The 16,127-nt window shown below is 27.0% G+C and carries 16 protein-coding genes; 2 read left to right on the top strand and 14 right to left on the bottom strand.

Annotation, left to right across the window (positions count from 1 at the left end; genetic code table 11):
• Nucleotides 1-10 precede the first annotated feature (10 nt).
• From rsmH to KMP11_RS03210, 13 genes are all read right to left on the bottom strand, one after another.
• Nucleotides 11-943, bottom strand: coding sequence for a 16S rRNA (cytosine(1402)-N(4))-methyltransferase RsmH (rsmH, locus tag KMP11_RS03270; protein ID WP_216280097.1), 933 nt, complete (start codon nucleotides 941-943; stop codon nucleotides 11-13).
• Nucleotides 944-954: 11 nt separating this feature from the next.
• Nucleotides 955-1,386 carry a division/cell wall cluster transcriptional repressor MraZ gene (mraZ, locus tag KMP11_RS03265; RefSeq protein WP_216280096.1) on the bottom strand — a complete coding sequence of 144 codons (432 nt, stop codon included), beginning with the start codon at nucleotides 1,384-1,386 and terminating at the stop codon, nucleotides 955-957.
• A gap of 160 nt (nucleotides 1,387-1,546) precedes the next feature.
• On the bottom strand, nucleotides 1,547-1,888 hold the full coding sequence (locus tag KMP11_RS03260) for a thioredoxin family protein (RefSeq protein ID WP_215756479.1): 342 nt from the start codon (nucleotides 1,886-1,888) through the stop codon (nucleotides 1,547-1,549).
• Between the two features lie 80 nt (nucleotides 1,889-1,968).
• Nucleotides 1,969-2,751 carry a TerC family protein gene (locus tag KMP11_RS03255; protein WP_215756478.1) on the bottom strand — a complete coding sequence of 261 codons (783 nt, stop codon included), beginning with the start codon at nucleotides 2,749-2,751 and terminating at the stop codon, nucleotides 1,969-1,971.
• A 192-nt stretch (nucleotides 2,752-2,943) separates the two neighbouring features.
• Nucleotides 2,944-3,687 carry a hypothetical protein gene (locus KMP11_RS03250; RefSeq protein WP_216280095.1) on the bottom strand — a complete coding sequence of 248 codons (744 nt, stop codon included), beginning with the start codon at nucleotides 3,685-3,687 and terminating at the stop codon, nucleotides 2,944-2,946.
• Between the two features lie 4 nt (nucleotides 3,688-3,691).
• On the bottom strand, nucleotides 3,692-4,543 hold the full coding sequence (locus KMP11_RS03245; RefSeq protein WP_216280094.1) for a hypothetical protein: 852 nt from the start codon (nucleotides 4,541-4,543) through the stop codon (nucleotides 3,692-3,694).
• A gap of 88 nt (nucleotides 4,544-4,631) precedes the next feature.
• Nucleotides 4,632-6,689: a type I DNA topoisomerase gene (gene topA, locus KMP11_RS03240; RefSeq protein ID WP_216280093.1), complete on the bottom strand. Its 2,058-nt coding sequence runs from the start codon at nucleotides 6,687-6,689 to the stop codon at nucleotides 4,632-4,634.
• Between the two features lie 83 nt (nucleotides 6,690-6,772).
• Entirely contained in the window at nucleotides 6,773-7,534 is a 762-nt protein-coding gene (gene map, locus KMP11_RS03235) for a type I methionyl aminopeptidase (protein WP_215756474.1), read from the bottom strand.
• A gap of 24 nt (nucleotides 7,535-7,558) precedes the next feature.
• Nucleotides 7,559-8,338 carry a TIGR01457 family HAD-type hydrolase gene (locus KMP11_RS03230; protein ID WP_215756473.1) on the bottom strand — a complete coding sequence of 260 codons (780 nt, stop codon included), beginning with the start codon at nucleotides 8,336-8,338 and terminating at the stop codon, nucleotides 7,559-7,561.
• 195 nt (nucleotides 8,339-8,533) lie between these two features.
• Nucleotides 8,534-9,307: a phosphotransferase family protein gene (locus tag KMP11_RS03225; RefSeq protein ID WP_215756472.1), complete on the bottom strand. Its 774-nt coding sequence runs from the start codon at nucleotides 9,305-9,307 to the stop codon at nucleotides 8,534-8,536.
• A gap of 308 nt (nucleotides 9,308-9,615) precedes the next feature.
• Nucleotides 9,616-11,004, bottom strand: a complete 1,389-nt coding sequence (gene pepV, locus KMP11_RS03220; protein WP_215756471.1) for a dipeptidase PepV — start codon at nucleotides 11,002-11,004, stop codon at nucleotides 9,616-9,618.
• Between the two features lie 10 nt (nucleotides 11,005-11,014).
• Nucleotides 11,015-11,719 (bottom strand): pseudouridine synthase, encoded by a 705-nt coding sequence (locus tag KMP11_RS03215; RefSeq protein WP_215756470.1) that lies wholly within the window; start codon nucleotides 11,717-11,719, stop codon nucleotides 11,015-11,017.
• 1 nt (nucleotide 11,720) lies between these two features.
• Nucleotides 11,721-13,343 (bottom strand): putative polysaccharide biosynthesis protein, encoded by a 1,623-nt coding sequence (locus KMP11_RS03210; protein WP_215756469.1) that lies wholly within the window; start codon nucleotides 13,341-13,343, stop codon nucleotides 11,721-11,723.
• 435 nt (nucleotides 13,344-13,778) lie between these two features.
• Here KMP11_RS03210 and KMP11_RS03205 point away from each other — a divergent pair, with 435 nt between their 5' ends.
• Nucleotides 13,779-14,153, top strand: a complete 375-nt coding sequence (locus KMP11_RS03205) for a MerR family transcriptional regulator (protein ID WP_215756468.1) — start codon at nucleotides 13,779-13,781, stop codon at nucleotides 14,151-14,153.
• A 23-nt stretch (nucleotides 14,154-14,176) separates the two neighbouring features.
• The gene (gene glnA / locus KMP11_RS03200; RefSeq protein ID WP_216280092.1) at nucleotides 14,177-15,505 is read left to right on the top strand and encodes a type I glutamate--ammonia ligase; all 1,329 of its coding nucleotides are present in this window, start codon (nucleotides 14,177-14,179) and stop codon (nucleotides 15,503-15,505) included.
• A gap of 34 nt (nucleotides 15,506-15,539) precedes the next feature.
• On the opposite strand, the gene KMP11_RS03195 is transcribed toward glnA, so the two are convergent.
• A complete protein-coding gene (locus KMP11_RS03195) occupies nucleotides 15,540-16,127 on the bottom strand; it encodes a peptidylprolyl isomerase (RefSeq protein ID WP_215756466.1) in 588 nt (195 codons plus the stop codon).

Raw genomic sequence — 16,127 nt, 5'->3', positions numbered from 1 at the left:
CTTTCTTAGGTTATTTCTGCACTTCTACTATTCTTAATTTAGCACTTCTAGACCTATTATTTTCTTCTAATTCTTCATCACTAGGTGTTATTGGTTTTTTTGTAATATTTTTTAATTTAGTTTTGTTTTCAGTTGGAATTATAGGTAGTCCTTTTGGTAAATCTTTTTCTTTTAAATGCTCATTAAATATTTGTTTGCAAATCCTGTCTTCTAAAGAGTGAAAAGTTATAACAGAAATTCTTCCTCCCATATTTACCAAATCTATTGCCTGTTCTAATGAATTTTCTAAAACACCTAATTCATTATTTACTTCTATTCTTATGGCTTGAAATATTCTTTTTGCTGGATGTCCACCTTTTCTCCTAGCGGCGGCAGGTATTGAATTTTTTATTATATCTACTAATTCAAAAGTTGTTTCTATATTTTTTTCTAGTCTTCTCGTCTCAATATTCCTAGCTATTTGCTTAGAAAATTTTTCTTCACCATAACGATAAAATATTCTTACTAAATCATTATAGTTATAGTTATTAACAACTTCATAAGCACTTAATTCTGAAGTAGTATCCATTCTCATATCAAGTCTAGTGTCATAGTTATAACTAAAACCACGTTCTGGAGTATCTAACTGGGGAGATGAAACACCTAAATCATATAGTACTCCATCTACCTTTTCTATTCCTAATTTAGCTAATTCAAATTTTAAATTTTCAAAATTTGATTTTATAAATACTACCTTATCTTCATAATCTTTCAATTTAATTTTTGCATTAGAAACTGCCAAATCATCTTGGTCAAATGCGTACAATTTTCCATTTTTTAATTTTTTTAAAATTTCTAAGCTATGTCCTGCTCCTCCTAGAGTACAGTCAACGTATATTCCATTTTCTTTTATATTTAGTCCACTTATTGCTTCATGAAGTAGCACACTATAATGTTTAAACATAATATCCCCCACTAAAAATCAAAATTTTCAAGTTCTTCTGCCATTTCTTCAAAAGTAATTTCACTATCAAGTAATTGTACTTGCCATTTTTCTTTATCCCATATTTCAATTCTATTGGATACTCCATTGACAACACATTCTTTTTCTAAACTGGCGTGTTCAATTAGTGCTTGTGGAATATTTATTCGACCCTGTTTATCAACTTCAACTTCTACTGCACCAGAGAAGAAGAAACGTTGAAAGGCACGAGCATTTTTCTTTGTAAGTGGTAGCGACTTAATTTTACTTTCTATTTTTTGCCACTCTTGAAGCGTATAGCCAAATAAACAAGAGTCAAGTCCTCTTGTTACAATAAATGTATTTCCTAGTTCTTCCCTGAATTTAACAGGCATACTAATACGCCCTTTATTATCCATTTTATTGTTATATTGACCGATAAACACGCGTCTCACCACCTTTAATATATAATTTACCACACTTCCCCACTTTTTTCCACTATTATTTTAAAAAATATTAAACTTTTTTTAAATTTGTCTTTTTATTTTATTTTTCTAAAAAATAAAAAAATCTTAAATTCTATAAAATAGAATTTAAGATTTTTAATTATTCTTCTATAAAAGAAATTATTGCTTTTTCTGAAAGAGAAGAATCACAAACTACTTTTGTATTTCCTTTCTTAGAAACAAATAAAGCTGGAACTGTTTTTATATTATGCTTCTCTCTAAAAATAGCTAAGTTCTCATCGGTAAAATCTTCTGTATTTACGAAGAAAGTTTGTTTTGCTAAATCTTTAGAAACTTTACTTATTTTTGGTGCAAATATTTGACAGAAAGGACAAGTTGACCTACCTAAAAATACTATTAATTTTTCTTTTTCTTCTATTAACTTTTCTAAGTATGAAGAATTTATAACTTGAAAATCTTTTATATATTCGTTAAACGACATAAGAATATCTCCTTAATTTAATATTTATAAAAATAATTTTACGATAAATAAAAAAAGCGAGCAAAATATTTGCTCACTTTTTATTTATTAATTTCATTAATTTTACTATTTAATTTTTTAGAATACCAAATTCCAAATAAAAGTAAGCCGAATAAAACAACCCAAAAAATTACTGTCCATAAAGTTGAATGTGGAAATTCATGTGGTAAATATCCTAATTTTTTGTTTGCCGCTGCAATTACAAACAATTTAATACCAACCCAAGCAACAATTAAAAAGGCTGCAAGTTCAAGACCTGGTTGGTCATTCAATATTTTTATGAATATATTGGCGGCAAAACGCATTATAATTACACCAATAATTCCACCTAATACCATAACTACAAATTGCCCTAAGTTTATTCCGCCTATTGAAGTTTCTGAAATGTGTGGTAGTGTTATGGCTATGGCAACTGCCGCTAAAATTGAATCAACTGCAAATGCAATGTCAGTTAATTCTACTTTTATTACTGTATCCCAAAAACCACTTTGATTTTTTGTGTTTCCATTTTCTTCGTATTCTTGATAAGCGTTTAATTTTTTATAAAATTCTTTTATGTGTGTGATAGACATATATAATAGATATAAGCCACCCACTACTTGTATTTGCCAATACTGAACCAAAACTGTAATTAAGAAAATAGCTATAATACGAAATACTAACGCCCCAACCAAACCATACATAAGTGCTTTTTTCTGCTGAATTAGTGGTAAATGCCTTACCATTATTGCCAAGACTATCGCATTATCAGCTGATAATAAGCCCTCCAATAATATTAAACTTAATAATACTATAAGGTATTGAATTAAAATTTGTGTGTCCATTTTTTCTCCTTTCAAAATATAAAAAGACCCCCGCTTTTAAATTAAAAGCAAAGGTCTTACTAAATAACAACGTTATCTCTAATACCGATAGAATTTTATCTATGTAATGACGATATCAGAAACTCAAAAGAGTTAAGTTACTCCCCTTTGGAACTATGATAATATTCTATTTAAAATTTTAATACTTGTCAATTATTTTTGCTTAAGCCATTTTAGTATTAGTGATAGTAAAAACAAAATAAGTGAATTTATAATTAAAGTTATGATTGTTAAAAGTAATGTATTTTTTTGCTCTAAAAATATTTGTGCAATAGCAATATTATGAATATCTGTAAATGTATATTTTAAATATTTGAATATATTGTTAAAAGATACTAAGTAAGCTACAACATATTTTGAACCAGCAAAGAATAATAAAGATATAGCTACTGCCAAATTTGTATTATTGAACATAGATAGAATAAACAAAACAAAATTAGCAACAAATAATAATATTGCACAAGCTAATCCCAAACTATATAAATAATTCACATTCTTTAAAAAAGATATTAAATCGAAAATTTTTATGTAGTGGAAATAAGCTAGATTTATAGCTAATATTAAGAAATAATATAATGTAAAATTAATAAATTTAACAAGTAGCTTAGAAAAGATATTTGAAAAATTAGTTACTTTTGAGTTATAAATAATATTATTTACCTTAGTCTTATAGTCTTCTCTATAACTAAATATTATATTAAGCCCTAAAATAAAAGCAACTAGAATTAATAAAACTTTCAAAACATAATTATACAAATAAGTTTCAAAATCTACTTCTAAATAATTTATTATACTTTGGTACTTATATGCTGACAAACCACTTACTAGGAGCAAGAATACAAAATAAATATAATTTAATTTTCTTTTTAAAACTTTTAAAATCTCTATTTTTAACATCTAACTACTCCTCTACTTCATATAAATCTGCATCTTCATTAAAATCACTTATATTTAATACTTCAATATTAGATTTTACAAAATAATACAGGGCGTCTTCTAGGTTATCTCTTCTAATTATTAATTTTTTATCAATAGTTTTAAAATCAAAATGTAAATCTTTATATAAATCTTCTTCTTTGTAGTCTGTAATTTCTAAAACAACTAAATCCTTAATCACAGAGAGTTTATTTGTATCATCAAAATAAACTTGTTTATCTTCTGAAATAACTAAAGTTTTTTCACATAAAAGAGCAAGGTCATTTAACTTTTTAGATAATATAACTATATTTCTATTGTTTTTGGCTATTTCTTTTTTTAGAAAACTTGTTATATAAGCCATGTCTTTAACATTTAATTTTGTATCCGTTATATCTACTATAAATATTTTTTGAGATACTAATGACGAAAATAATATACTAAATTTTTCTTTAGAAGATAAATCTAACTTAGCGTAATTAGACTTATAATCCAAATTTGCTAAGGATAAAATTTCTAATATTTGTTTTTTTGTATACTTAATTTTAAATAAGGATAAACTTGTTTTTAAGTTTTGATATAGGGAAAAATTATTATAAAATCCTATATTATTTTTAAAATATGGATAATAGTTTTTAATTTTTTTTATATCTTTGTCGTTTATAAATACTTTACCATCATAACGTAAATTTCTCTTAAATACTTTTTTTATTAATTCTAATACTTTGTCATTGTCATTAATTATAGTTAATGAAGAGTTTTCTTCTAGTGTAAAATCTAAATCTAAATATTTTTTACGAGCTATTTTTTTTCTAAATTCTTTGAATTGTAATGTCATAAATAACCTCTATTTTTTATCTATCTAAATATATTATAACATATTAGTTTTCTTTTCAAGAAAAAGTAAGTTGAATATAAAATTCAACTTACTTTTTCTCTTTGCTATCTTCCTTGTAATCACACTGATTACAGTATACATATTTTTTACCCTCAAATAACAAGTTTTTACATTTAGGGCAAATTCTATTTATCGGCTTATCCCAAGAAACAAAATCGCATTCTGGAAAAGATTCACAACCGTAAAATACTTTTCCTTTTTTTGATTTTTTTTCTAATATTTCGTGTTTACTACACTTAGGACAAGTTACACCAACTTTTTTCTGTATTGTCTCTGTATATCTACAATCTGGAAAGTTTGAACAAGCCACAAATTTTCCAAATTTTCCTAACTTAAACAACAAGGGCGAACTACAATCTGGACAGTTTTCACCAGTATATTCTTTTTGTATTTCTACCTTATTTAATTCTTTTTCTGCCTTGACTACATCTTTATAAAAATCATTATAAAAATTATAAATTGCATTTTGCCATCTAATTTCACCATCAGCTATTTTATCTAAATCAGTTTCTAAATTAGCTGTAAATTCAGCATTGATAATGTCAGGAAAATATTCTGCTATCATTTTACAAACAACTTCTCCTAACTCGGTAGGATAAAAAACTTTATTTGTTATTTTTGCATAATATCTTTTTTGCAAGGTATCAATAATAGTAACATAAGTTGATGGTCTGCCTATACCTAATTCTTCTAACGTCGCTATTAGTCTTGCTTCTGAATATCTAGCGGGTGGTTGCGTAAAATGTTGTTGCTCTTTAATATTTTTTATTTTGGCAAATTCTCCTTTTTCAAATTCTGCGACTTTTTTAACTTTTTCTTTGTCATTAAGAATTTTTAAAAATCCTTCAAATATAATTTTAGATTCACTAGCTTTAAAAATGACCTTATTATTTTTAAAAGTTGTTGTTGTCGTTTCATAAATAGCATCCGACATCTGACTAGCCACAAATCTTTCCCAAATCAATTTATATAACTTGTATTGGTCAGGACTTAAATATTCTTTAACCCTATCAGGAGTAAACTCAACATTGGTTGGTCTAATCCCCTCATGTGCATCTTGAATATTTTTATTTTCCTTAGTTTTTTTAGCAGAAGTAGAACAATACTCTTTTCCAAAATTTTTCAAGATAAAATTATATGCTTGATTTTTAGCGTCATCTGATATCCTAGTAGAGTCTGTTCTCATATAAGTTATAAGTCCAGTAACTCCTCCTAACTTTTTAAGATTTATTCCTTCATACAATTCTTGAGCAAGACTCATTGTTTTTCTAGTTTTAAAGTTAATTTTCCTAGAAGCATCTTGTTGCATAGTTGATGTTGTAAATACATTAGGAGAATTTCTATTTTTATTTACTTTTATAACATCTACTACTAAAAATTCATTACTAGTAATAGATTTTTTTACCTTATCCACATCTTTTTTAGTTTTTAATTTTATTTTTTCATCATCATAAGAATAAAAATTAGCAGATAAAATTTTTCTATCCTTAATAAAATCTATCTGTAAAGACCAATATTCTTCTGGTATAAAATTGCGAATTTCATTTTCTTTATCAACAATAAGTTTTAAAGCTGTACTTTGAACTCTACCAGCAGATAGTTTTGGTTTTACTTTTTTCCACAAGACTGGCGAAATATTATAACCTACCAACCTATCAAGAACACGTCTTGCCTGCTGTGAGTCAACTAAATTTTCATCTATTTCTCTAGGATGTTTTATCGCTTCTTTTACAGAATCTTTAGTTATTTCATTAAAAATTATTCTATTTTTTTCTTGTGGTAAATCTAAAATACTTGATATGTGCCAAGCAATAGCTTCACCTTCTCTATCAGGGTCGGAAGCAAGATATATTTTTTTCATACCCTTTGCTTCTTTTTTTAAAAACTTTATAACATCTCCCTTGCCTCTTATAGATATGTAGTCTGCTTGGATATTTTCTTTGTCAAGCACCTCTACACCCATTCTACTTTTTGGAAGATCTTTTATATGTCCTTTTGAAGAAATTACCTTATATTTTTTACCCAGATACTTTTCTATTGTTTTAGCTTTCGACGGAGACTCGACAATTACTAAATTTTCAGCCATTTTATTTTTCTCCTAAAATTTTATAATAAGTATGATAATTTATTTTTTTTAAATTGTCAATAACACTTACCTATAATTAATTTTTAATCTATTTTTGTTAAAATAAATGGTTCTTCATTTTCTCTAACCATTATTGTATGCTCGTACTGGGCTACAAATGAGTTATCTTTTGTTACCAATTCCCATTCATCTCTGTCGCTATTAGAAACTTCTTTTGCTTTTGTAGAAACAAAGGGTTCAACAGCTAAACACATTCCATTTTTTAAAATAAGATTATCCCAAGGGTCAAAATAATTAAATACGTGTTGTGGTTCCTGATGTAGACTTGTTCCTATCCCATGTCCTGTTAAGTTTTCTATTACTTGCAATTTATGTTCTTTTATTTTTTTATGGATATTTTTACCTATTTGATTTATTTTTTTTCCTGCTTGGGCATACTTAACTCCTTCAAAAAATGCTTCTTTTGCTACATCGCATACTTTTTGCTTCATATCGTTATCACATTTACCAACTACAAAAGATACTCCAGTATCTGCATAATATCCGTCTTTACAACCAGAAACATCAATATTAAGTAAATCTCCATCTTTTAATATTTTATTATTTGCTGGTATACCGTGTGCTGCTTGATTGTTAAGTGATATACATGTATAACCTGGGAAATCATATTCAGTTATTGGTGCTGAACTTGCTCCATACTCTTCAAATAATTTTTTTGCTATATTATCTAATTCTTTTGTTGATACTCCAGGTACTGCCGCTACTTTCATTGTATCTCTTATTATTGCACAAATTCTACCTATTTCTTTCATTTTTTCAAGTTGTTCTTCATTAGTTATTATCATTATTTGGCTCCTTTATATTATAATTTAATTAAAATTATTTATTAATTCACTCAAATTTTTTATACTGTATGTAGGTTGTTTTGCTTTTGCTTTCAAAGCTTCCTTAATTGTAACTCCTGTTTGTACATGAATGGTATCTATTCCTGCATTTATTCCAGACATAATATCCGTATCATAATTATCACCAACCATTACTATATCTTCCATATTATAATTAAATTTAGAAATAGCTAAATCCATAATAATCTTGTTGGGTTTGCCAATTACAGTAGGTTTAACACCAGTTACATACTCTAAATATTTTACCTGTCCTCCATTACTAGGTGCCATACCTTCTTCTGTGGGAAGTAGTTTGTCTGGATTTGTTCCTATAAACTCTGCACCATTCCTAATTATAAAGCAGGCTTGTTTTAATTTTTCATAAGTTAAATTTCTATCCAAACCTACAACAACAGCTTGTGCATCATCTTTATTAGTAATTGATATATCATTTCTTAATAAAGTTTCTCTTAAACCATCTTCTCCTATAAGATATGATTTTTTATAAGATTTTTTCTTCATATATAAAGCCGCTGCTTCTGATGAAGTAAATATATTTTTTTCGCTAGTTTCTATATCTAAACTTTTTAATTTTTTAACTACATCACTTTCTGTTTTTGTAGAATTATTAGTTAAAAATAAGTAATCTATATTATTAGAATTTAGATAATCAATAAATTCTTTTGCGTATTTTATTTTTTCATTACCGTTATACATTGTTCCATCTAAATCTATTAGATATAAACTATATTTTTTTATCTTCATTATTACACCTTCAAAATAAAAATATTACCATAATTATAACATAGCCAGATAAATAAATTAAAATTTTTTTGAAAAATATAAAATAAAAAATTTAAAATAAATCATTTTATCATAATTTACTGCTATACTTTAAATATCAAAATAGGATATTAATAATTTTTTATTAACAAAAAAAGAGATATTTTTATATATCTCTTATACATATTCTAAAAATATTTTATTGATAAATAATAACCATTCATTCATTTCAGCGAATTGTTGTTTTTCATGATACCAAACAACCATTACTAAGGACTGAAAAGACATATACCATTTAAGTTTCAACCTGTAAGCTAAACTTGATTTTATTCCATAGCTTTCAAGCCATAAATCCCAATCTTTTTGAGGAATATAACGATACAAAATAAATGAAATATCTATGGCAGCATCTCCAAGTATAGACTGCTCCCAATCAACTAAAAACAACTTTCCACTATCTGATAATAACCAATTATCCTTGTGCAAATCAGCATGGCAAGGAGAAAAAGTTTCAGTAATAGGAACATTATTTTTTAAATAATTAAATACCATAGCAATATCACTATTTCTAAGTAGTTCTTCTGACAATATTTTTTCAAGATTTCTCAAAGAACTAAGTGCTGTGGTTTCTTTAAAACCTTGAGTTTGCATCAATTTTTTTATCTTAACAGAATTATGAACTCTACTAAGTATTTTAGGTATTCTTGGGTCAGTCATTTCATCTGCTAAAAGAGTACGACCATTCTCAAAATCTTGAGCAATTATAACATCACCATTACTAAGCCTTCTAGTCCATTTTAATTTAGGAACTATCTTTTCTGCGGATAAGGTAGCTATTAAAGGAGTGGTATTTTTCTTTATAAAATACTTATTATCTTCTCTTGAAAAATAATAATCTTCTTCGTATTGTTCACCTAGCGTCCAACCCATCTGATAATATTCTCTAGCCAAAATACCACTCCTTTCCTAATTAATAATATTCTTTAATAATGCATTACTATTTTACAATTTTTAATTAATTTTTTCAAGATAACATCTCTAAAACTAAACTTAAAATTTTCAAAAATATTATTACTATTTATTAAAAAAAATAATTATTTTCTCTTTATACTTTATTATAATAAGTTATTATTTTAAAAATAAATATTTAAAAAAAATATTTTAATAAAAATAAATTTAAAAGTAAAGTTTTATTTTTTTATAATTAGTATGAAAAAATCAGTGTAGATTTTTATATCTACACTGATTTTTTATTTATATTATTCACAACAAATTCCATAAATAGATTCTGCAAAAATTGCAACTGATAGTAACAAATCTTCTACAAACACATATTCATTTGCTTGGTGCATTGTATCTTCTCTTCCTGGTAATAAAACTCCAAAAGCTACTGCTTTTTTCATACATCTAGCATAGGTTCCTCCACCTATAACCATAGCATCATTTTCAAAATCTCCAGTATGTTTTCTATAAACAGAAAGTAAAGTTTGAACTAAATCATCTTCTTTTGGAACGTAGTGAGCACCCTTATTAGCATAAAGGTCAATATCAAAATTTTCAAATGATAAAGCATTTACTTTTGATACTAAATCATACTTTGCAGGATAGCGTGTATCAGTCTCTATACTAGCAACTTGTTTTTCTAAATCATATTTAAAAATACCATAATTAAAAGTAGCTGTTCCCATTTCATTATCACTATATTTCAAACCTAACTTTTCTCCGAATGGGTCATTTGCTAAATTCAAGGCTATGTGTTCTACATAATTTTTTCCATTTACATCAAGTGATAAGGCATTTAAAAATTCTGCCATAATTGTTGCAGCATTAAGTCCTAATTCAGGAGTAGAACCATGAGCAGCTTTGCCATAAAAAATTAAAGTTATTTCTTGACCATCTTCTACTTTGTAATTATCGTAAGAATAAGATTTTAATTTTTCTTCTAGTTTAGCAAAATCACCAGATAATTTTGCAATAGCTTCACTAGGCACCATATTCTTAGCTAGCCCAGAATTTAATGACAGTAATTTGAAATCTGAAAAACTTTCATCTTTTACAAATTTTAAATCATATCTAAAATTAGCGTGTGCTTTTTCTCCATATATTACTGGATAATGAGCATCAGGTGTAAACCCTAAATCTGGTCTTTCTTCAGTTTCAAAATATCTTTTTACACATCTAAATCCTACTTCTTCATCTGTTCCAACTATTAACCTAATACGTTTTTTCCAATCAACACCTAAGTCATCAAGTAATTTCACTGCATAGTAGGCTGCCATAGTAGGTCCCTTATCATCAAGGACACCACGAGCAAAAATTTTACCATCTCGAATTTCTGGTTCAAAAGGTTTTGATACCCACTCACTAGGATTAGCAGGAACTACATCAACGTGTCCTAATATACCAAAAATTTCTTGACCCTCTCCTACTTCTATATGTCCAGAAACATTACCTACATTTTTAGTAATATATCCATCACGCTGACCAAATGACAAGATTTTATCCAAACCTGCTCTTGGACCTTTTCCAAAAGGAGCATCTTTACTTATTTCTCCTCCAGTATATGACTCTACTCTTAAAAGTTCAAACAAATCTTTTAATAAATCTTCTTTGTATTTTAGGGCTTCTTCTTTAAAATTAATATTCATCTTATTTACCTCACTTATTTTGTATTTTTTCTATTTCTTCTTTTGTTAAATATCTATATTCACCTAGTTTTAAATTTTCATCTAATACTAAGTTTCCAATAGTAAGTCTTTTTAAATATATAACATTTAAATTAACTGCTTTCATCATTCTTTTTATCTGATGAAATTTACCTTCGGATATAGTAATAAAAGCTTTGCTTTTTTCTTCAGAAGAAAAAATAATTTCTAACTTAGAACTTTTACACTTATAATCTCCGATATGTACACCTTGTAAAAATAAATCTACTATACTACTATTTAATTGACCATCCACTTCTACATAATATTTTTTATCAATATTTTTCTTGGGGGATAATAAATTATGTGCTAAATCTCCATTATTAGTAAGAAGTATTAAACCCTCTGTATCCTTATCTAGTCTGCCGACTGGAAAAGTGGCTAAAATTTTATCTTTATCACTTAAATAATCAATTACCGCCTTATCTCTAGCATCTTGTGTGGCACTTACAACATTCTTTTCCTTATTTAACATTATGTAAATATATTTTCTATATTCTAGTATTTCTCCATCTACTTGAACTTTGTCATCTTCATTAACCTTAAAATTTGGTGATTTGATAAGAATATTATTGACTAATACACCTTTTTTTATAACTTTTTTCACTTCATTTCTACTAAGAGTTGTACAAGAACTAATATATTTATCTAATCTCATATTATCCTCTCCTTAGTATAGTTTTTAAGTTTATATTTTTGCCAAATAAATATCTTACAAATTTACTTTTACTTAAAACTACAAAGTAAATAACTACTCCAAATACAGCACAAATAGCAACTAGAATAGAACTATCTATTTTAAAATGTATATTAAAATTAGATATTATCGAATCATAAATTGCTAAAATAACAAAACTCATTATAAAACAAGAAATTAATATTTTTATAAAATTCTTAGCAAATTCCCTAATTCTTAAACCTATCTCATACTCTATAACTACAAAATTTAAAAATATCATCAAAATATAGGTTAGAATTGAGCAATATATTGCTCCTTCTGTTTCAAAGTGTAATATAAATTTCTCATTTAAGAAAAATTTAAAACATACTCCTACAATTATTGTGTAGATATTTATTCTTTGTTTGTCTATGGCTTGCATTATGATACTCGTAATTCCATACACAGAATAAAATAAGGCTAATGGTATATATATTCTCATCAAATAAAAAGCCTCAAGGTCAAATTCATAAAAAGAAACGTAGATAGGTTCTGTTAGTATATACATGCCAAAAAGAGATGGCATTACTATCATCAATAAGGCTAGAATAACTTTATTGATTTGAATACTAACCTCGTCAGTCTTTTTATTGACATAAAGTCTTGTAATAGCAGGTAAAAACGCCCCTGTCAGTGCCGGTGCTAAAGAAACAGAAATCATAACCAATTTATTAATATAATTATTATAAACATTAAACTGGTCTTCTCCAATTTGAGCTTTTCCCAATATATCCATAGCAGGTATGATAGTATTTTGGTCTATCAAAGTTAGAATAGAAAAAAATGATGATACTATAACAAAGGGGACAGAAACAGAAAATATTTCTTTAATTATAGATACAGTCTTTTCTTTTTTATAAACAATATCATTATAATTATTAAAATCTAAATTGTTTTTAAATCTTACATAATAATATAATAAAATAAGCACTGCAATTATGGCTCCAATACCCGAAGCAAAAGTTGCCATAGCATTTGCATATACAACATTACCTTTTGTTATTTGCATTACTATATAAGTTCCAAGCATCATAACAGCTATTCTAAATACCTGTTCAAAAAATTGAGATATTGCTGAAGGAAGCATAATTTCATGACCTTGAAAAATACCACGCAAACCTCCATTTATCATAACAAAAGGAACTGCTAAACTTAAAGTTTGAATTACTAACTCCAAGTCCTCTACTGTATATCTTAATGGTACATCAACGGTAGATATTGTATATGCAGCCATATACTTAGCACCAAAAATAAAAATAAAAAATCCAATTATTCCAAATACAAGTAAAATACTTGAACCAGTTTTTGCTATTCTTTTACTTTTTTCAAAATTACCTATTTCGTTATATTTAGATATTAATTTTGATATTGCTAGGGGAATACCAGCAGCAGACAATTCTAATAATAATACATAATAATTATAAGCATAATTTATCAAAATCATATTAGGTTTACCACCCACTATACTATAGTAGGGAATAATATAAATTAAACCTATTAATTTTGTTAAAATTAAGCTTAGACTTAAAATAAATGTTCCTTTAAACAAGGAATCTTTTTTCAAATTATTCACTTCCAAACACTATTAAAATTTAACCTTTAAATATACAAATATTGGAAAATATATACAAGGGTAACAAATACACTATATACTAAAATTAATCTAAATAATCTATCAAATCTTTTTTTATTAATAAATTTATTCGATACTAAAATTACATATAGGGCTGAAAAACAAATAAAAGTAAGTAAAAAAACTAATATAGTACTTAGCACAAATAGCATATTTTCCTCCACAATAAAATTTTATTAGATTCATTTTATCATACTTTTAATAAATTTACACTAATTATATTTTTTAATAATAAAATTTTCTGTCAATTATAAAAATATTTCATTAAAATCTAAAATAAAATGTTAGATTATTTAACATATACTTTTACTTTATATATTTTTTATGTTATTATACCTTTGTAAATATAGATAGGAAGGTGAAATTATGGGATTTAAAGATTTTCAAAAAAATCTACCTGCCTTGTCAATTAGTGTTGTCACAAGGATAACACAACTTTCTGCTAGACAAATTCGTTACTACGAAGATAAAAAACTTATAAATCCTGAAAGAACTCCAGGAAATACAAGATTATTTTCGATAAATGATGTTGAAAAATTATTGTCTATAAAAGAATTATTGAATAAAGGTTTTAGTATAAAGGCTGTTGATGAAATAATTAATAATAAAAAAGTTTCTTCAGAAATAAATAAAATTAGACAAATTATTCATAACGATATATTTATTGGACCAAACGCTTCAAATAGAGAACAATCTATTGGTCGTGGCGACCTTTCTAGGTTTTATAATAATAAAAAATAAAAATATTAAAAGGAGATTTTATTATGTCAAAAAGACAGAAAATACTAGAGACAATTAAAAGGGAAAATGTAAAATACATTAGATTGCAATTTACTGATATTACAGGAACTATAAAAAATGTTGAAGTTCCTGTAAGTCAAATCGATAAAGTTCTAGATAATAATATGATGTTTGATGGTTCATCTATTGAAGGTTTTGTGCGCATTGAAGAGAGTGATATGTATCTTTATCCAGACTTGGATACTTTTTTAGTATTTTCATGGGATAGTGAATATGGAAAAGTTGCAAGATTTATTTGTGATGTTTATACTCCTGATAGAAAACCTTTTGCAGGCGACCCACGTGGAAATTTAAAAAGAATATTGAAAAAAATGAATGACCTAGGATTTGATACCCTAAATCTAGGACCAGAACCAGAATTTTTCTTATTCAAACTAAAAGAAAATGGTGAGCCTACTTTAGACTTGAATGATAATGGAGGTTATTTTGACCTTGCACCCGTTGACTTAGGAGAAAATGTAAGACGCGATATAGTTTTAGAATTAGAAAATTTAGGTTTTGAGATAGAAGCTAGTCATCACGAAGTTGCACCAGGACAACATGAAATTGATTTTAAATATGCAGATGTAATAAGTGCTTGCGACAATATTCAAACATTCAAACTAATTGTTAAGACTATCGCTCGTAAACATGGATTAAACGCAACATTTATGCCAAAACCTATATACGGAATAAACGGTTCTGGTATGCACTGCAACGTTTCTCTTTTTAAAGATGGAGAAAATTGTTTCTATGATGAAAACTCTGAAAATAAATTATCGAAAGAAACATATCATTTCATAGCTGGAATACTAAAACATGCCCGTAGTTTTACTGCTATATGTAACCCTACCGTAAACTCTTATAAGCGTCTTGTTCCTGGATATGAAGCTCCTTGTTATGTAGCTTGGTCGACTTCTAATAGGTCGCCATTAGTGCGTATCCCTGCTTCACGTGGTAAATCTACTCGTGTAGAAATACGTTCAGTAGATCCTGCAGCGAATCCATACTTGGCTATGGCAACAATATTAGCTGCAGGTTTAGATGGTATAGAAAATAAACTTGAGCCTATGCAAGAAGTAAATAGTAACATATATATAAGGACTAGAGAAGAAAGAATTGCAGAAGGAATTGATGAACTACCTTCAACTTTATATACTGCATTAAAAGAACTTAAAGATTCTACCATAATTAAAGAATCTTTAGGCGACCACATATTCCAAAACTTTATAGAAGCTAAATCTATTGAGTGGGATGTTTTTAGAACTCGTGTAACCGACTGGGAAGTAGAACAATATTTAAAACAATATTAAAATAAAAAAAGATGAGAATAATATTCTCATTTTTTTATTCTACTACTAGCTCTATTATTGATACTTCTTCAATAGGTTTATCTTGAAATCCTGTTTCAACGTTAGCAATTTTTTCTAAAACTTCTACACCATCAATGATATGACCAAAAACTGTATGACGATGGTCTAGCCAAGGAGTACCACCTTGCTCTGCATATATTTCGATTGCCTCTTTTGACCAACCCCCAGCTTCTAATTGTGATAACATCATACTATCAACATGTTTTGCTTGGACAACAAAAAATTGACTTCCGTTTGTATTCGGTCCTGAATTAGCCATAGATAAGGATCCATAAAAATTAAAATAATTTGGAGAAAATTCATCTTCAAAAGGAGAATTCCAAATAGACTCACCACCCATTCCTGTACCAGTTGGGTCTCCTCCTTGAATCATAAAATCCTTAATTACCCTATGAAATATAATTCCATTGTAGTAACCATTTTTGGCATGAGTAATAAAATTTTCTACAGTTTTAGGTATATCTTTTTCAAATAATTTAAAAGTCATATCTCCTTTAGTTGTTTTAATTATTACTTTTCTTTCTCCATCTTGAATTGTTTTTATTTTTTGTGATAAAGTCAT

It is taken from the genome of Gemella sp. zg-570 (genome assembly GCF_018866345.1).
GTDB lineage: Bacteria > Bacillota > Bacilli > Staphylococcales > Gemellaceae > Gemelliphila.
The sequence above is the reverse complement of the archived record's forward strand: the minus strand, read 5'-3'. Positions and strand labels throughout refer to the sequence as shown.

Excerpts from the sequence above, each read along its gene's own strand:
- rsmH (WP_216280097.1), bottom strand. The coding sequence starts at position 943 with ATGTTTAAACATTATAGTGTGCTACTTCATGAAGCAATAAGTGGACTA.
- KMP11_RS03260 (WP_215756479.1), bottom strand. The coding sequence starts at position 1,888 with ATGTCGTTTAACGAATATATAAAAGATTTTCAAGTTATAAATTCTTCA.
- KMP11_RS03255 (WP_215756478.1), bottom strand. The coding sequence starts at position 2,751 with ATGGACACACAAATTTTAATTCAATACCTTATAGTATTATTAAGTTTA.
- KMP11_RS03250 (WP_216280095.1), bottom strand. The coding sequence starts at position 3,687 with ATGTTAAAAATAGAGATTTTAAAAGTTTTAAAAAGAAAATTAAATTAT.
- KMP11_RS03245 (WP_216280094.1), bottom strand. The coding sequence starts at position 4,543 with ATGACATTACAATTCAAAGAATTTAGAAAAAAAATAGCTCGTAAAAAA.
- topA (WP_216280093.1), bottom strand. The coding sequence starts at position 6,689 with ATGGCTGAAAATTTAGTAATTGTCGAGTCTCCGTCGAAAGCTAAAACA.
- map (WP_215756474.1), bottom strand. The coding sequence starts at position 7,534 with ATGATAATAACTAATGAAGAACAACTTGAAAAAATGAAAGAAATAGGT.
- KMP11_RS03230 (WP_215756473.1), bottom strand. The coding sequence starts at position 8,338 with ATGAAGATAAAAAAATATAGTTTATATCTAATAGATTTAGATGGAACA.
- pepV (WP_215756471.1), bottom strand. The coding sequence starts at position 11,004 with ATGAATATTAATTTTAAAGAAGAAGCCCTAAAATACAAAGAAGATTTA.
- KMP11_RS03215 (WP_215756470.1), bottom strand. The coding sequence starts at position 11,719 with ATGAGATTAGATAAATATATTAGTTCTTGTACAACTCTTAGTAGAAAT.
- KMP11_RS03205 (WP_215756468.1), top strand. The coding sequence starts at position 13,779 with ATGGGATTTAAAGATTTTCAAAAAAATCTACCTGCCTTGTCAATTAGT.
- glnA (WP_216280092.1), top strand. The coding sequence starts at position 14,177 with ATGTCAAAAAGACAGAAAATACTAGAGACAATTAAAAGGGAAAATGTA.
- KMP11_RS03195 (WP_215756466.1), bottom strand. The coding sequence starts at position 16,127 with ATGACTTTATCACAAAAAATAAAAACAATTCAAGATGGAGAAAGAAAA.